We start from the raw sequence: 2,676 nt of genomic DNA on the forward strand, positions 1-2,676 counted from the left end.
TCAAAATATCATTAATTTCATCTGCAGTAAGATGTGCTTGATTTTGCATATAGGTAACAATCGCAGGGTCAATATCCCCACAACGTGTTCCCATCATAACACCAGCTAATGGTGTGAAACCCATTGAAGTGTTTACACATTTACCATTTTGTACTGCAGTAATAGAAGCACCGTTTCCTAAGTGGCAAGTGATAATATTAATATCCTTGATATCTTTACCAAGCAATTCAGCAGTACGTTCAGCAACATATTGATGACTAGTACCATGCGCTCCATAACGACGTACTTTATAATCTGTATACCATTCATAAGGTACTGGATACATGTAAGAAGCAGGTTCCATTGTTTGATGAAAAGCAGTGTCGAAAACAAATGTATGTCCTGCTTTTGGTAATGCAGTTTTGAAAGCACGGTATCCAACTAAATTAGCTGGGTTATGTAGTGGTGCTAAACTTGATAAGTCTTCAACAATTTTTTCATTCTCAGGTGTAACAATAACAGATTGATCAAAGTAATCTCCACCTTGAACTACACGATGTCCTGCACCAACAATTTCTTCTAAACTTTTAACTACACCAAATTCTATTAAAGAATCTAATAGAAGTTGTACAGCTACTGTGTGGTCTTTAATTGGCAATTTTTTAGTGTGTTTTTCACCATTCACCTTGATTGTAAAAACCCCTTCTTCTAATCCAATTCTCTCCGCAATACCAGAAGTTAAAACTTCTTCACTTGGCATTTCAAACAATTGGAATTTTAAAGATGATGAACCAGCATTTACAGAAATAATTTTACTCATAAATTTTCCTCCATTTATTCAGTATCTATGCATTGATCAATAATTTTATTAATTTCTTGATTATTGAACTCTTTAATCTTTTTGTAATATTCTTGTCGCTTATTAAATGATTCATAGCAGTTTAGTTTTTTTTCGAAATCTTCTAGTGCCAGTTCACTACGTTTAATTGCGTCATGAACCCCTGCCCTACTTATTGATTCAAGTTCTGCTATTTCAGTAATTGAGTAATCCTCACGAAAATAATAGTTACATATTTTTTGTTGTTTATCCGTTAGTAATTCTTCATAGAAATCCAGATAATAATTCATAAGTTCTTTTTTATTGAACATGTTGAATTCCTTCTGAAATACTATATAAATATGAATCTAAATCAAATGGTCTAAGATCTGTTTCTTTTTCACCTAAACCAATAAAATAGACTGGAATATGTAATATATTCTTAATCGCCAAGACAATTCCGCCTTTTGCTGTACCATCCATTTTAGATAAGATAATCCCTGAAACTTGTGTCGCTTCTTGAAATATCTTAGCTTGTGATAATCCATTCTGTCCTGTTGTTGAATCCAGTACTAACCAAACATGATGTGGTGCACCTTCGATTTCTCTAGTAACAACACGATGCATTTTTGCTAGTTCATTCATCAAATTTTGTTTGTTTTGTAAACGTCCTGCTGTATCGCAAAGAAGAATATCAACTTTATTTTCTTTTGCCCAACGACAGCCATCTACTAACACACTACTAGGGTCACTTTGTTCTTTACCTTTCACACAATGAACGCCTAATTTTTCCGCCCATCTTGCTAATTGTTCAATTGCTCCTGCTCTAAATGTATCTGCTGCAACAACACCTACAGTCTTTCCTTGATCTTGGAAATAGCGAATGAGTTTAGCACACGACGTTGTTTTTCCACTTCCATTAACTCCTACCAAGAAAATCACATTTATATCATGGTCATAAGACAATTCAGGAATAGGTGTCTCATTGTATAAATCTTTCATGATTTCCATTAGGAAACTCATTGCATAACGAAATGTAATGACACTGTACTGCTTAGCCTTTTGTCTTAGTCTTTCACAAATTTCATCTGCAGTTTCAATACCAACATCACTTTCCAAAAGAACGATTGTTAATTCTTCTAGAAAATCATCATTAATTCCTTTGTATTTATAAGCTAATTCATTTAATTTTTCACCCATTGAATCTTTGGTTTTTTTGAATCCACTTAAGTATATTGCTTGATCATCTCGTTTTTTAAACTTCTCTTTTAATGTATCTAAGAAACTCATGATTTTTTCTCTTCCTGACTATCCGCAAGATCGATGGCATCTTTAAGTTCCACACGTAACATTTGTGAGACACCTTGCTTTTGCATAGTAACCCCATAAAGAACCTCACATTGTTGCATAGTTCCTGGACGATGAGTTACAACAATAAATTGCGTATCATTACTGAAGTTTGTTAAATAACGAGCAACGCGTTCAACATTTCCTTGATCTAGAGCAGCTTCTACTTCATCAAAAATACAAAGAGGTACCGGTCTTACTTTTAAGATTGAGAATAGAACACAAATTGCAATCAAGCTCTTTTCTCCACCAGAGAATAAACGAATATTTTGTACTGACTTTCCTGGAGGTTGAACATCTACATCAATTCCTGTATTTAGAATATCACTTGGATCTTCCAAAATAAGTCTTGCTTTACCACCACCAAATAGTGCTCTAAATGTATCATTTAATTCATTATTGATAGCATCAAACATTTCTTTGAATTGTTTTTTCATAACATGGTCCATTTCATCAATTGCTGAAAGGATTTTGTCACGACTATCAATTAAATCTTTTACTTGTCTGTCTAAGAATTCATAGCGTTCATTTAC

4 protein-coding genes are annotated in these 2,676 nt (G+C 33.5%); all 4 read right to left on the reverse strand.

All coding sequences use genetic code 11. The features are described from left to right. On the reverse strand, positions 1 to 799 hold a 799-nt coding region (locus RSB60_RS11285), incomplete at its 3' end, for an acetate/propionate family kinase (RefSeq protein WP_332616429.1). A 14-nt stretch (positions 800 to 813) separates the two neighbouring features. Beyond that, entirely contained in the window at positions 814 to 1,128 is a 315-nt protein-coding gene (ylxM, locus tag RSB60_RS11290) for a YlxM family DNA-binding protein (RefSeq protein WP_323381528.1), read from the reverse strand. Further along, positions 1,118 to 2,086, reverse strand: a complete 969-nt coding sequence (ftsY, locus tag RSB60_RS11295; RefSeq protein WP_332490698.1) for a signal recognition particle-docking protein FtsY — start codon at positions 2,084 to 2,086, stop codon at positions 1,118 to 1,120. The genes ylxM and ftsY overlap by 11 nt, the downstream gene beginning before the upstream one ends. Beyond that, positions 2,083 to 2,676 (reverse strand): AAA family ATPase (locus RSB60_RS11300; protein WP_332616432.1); only part of this gene is annotated, 594 nt, incomplete at its 5' end. The genes RSB60_RS11300 and ftsY, both read right to left, overlap by 4 nt.

Source organism: Anaerorhabdus sp. (assembly GCF_036657415.1).
Lineage (GTDB): Bacteria > Bacillota_I > Bacilli_A > Erysipelotrichales > Erysipelotrichaceae > Anaerorhabdus.

Bases quoted from the DNA above. Each gene is read 5' to 3' on its own strand.
- ylxM (WP_323381528.1), bottom strand. From the start codon at position 1,128: ATGTTCAATAAAAAAGAACTTATGAATTATTATCTGGATTTCTATGAA.
- ftsY (WP_332490698.1), bottom strand. From the start codon at position 2,086: ATGAGTTTCTTAGATACATTAAAAGAGAAGTTTAAAAAACGAGATGAT.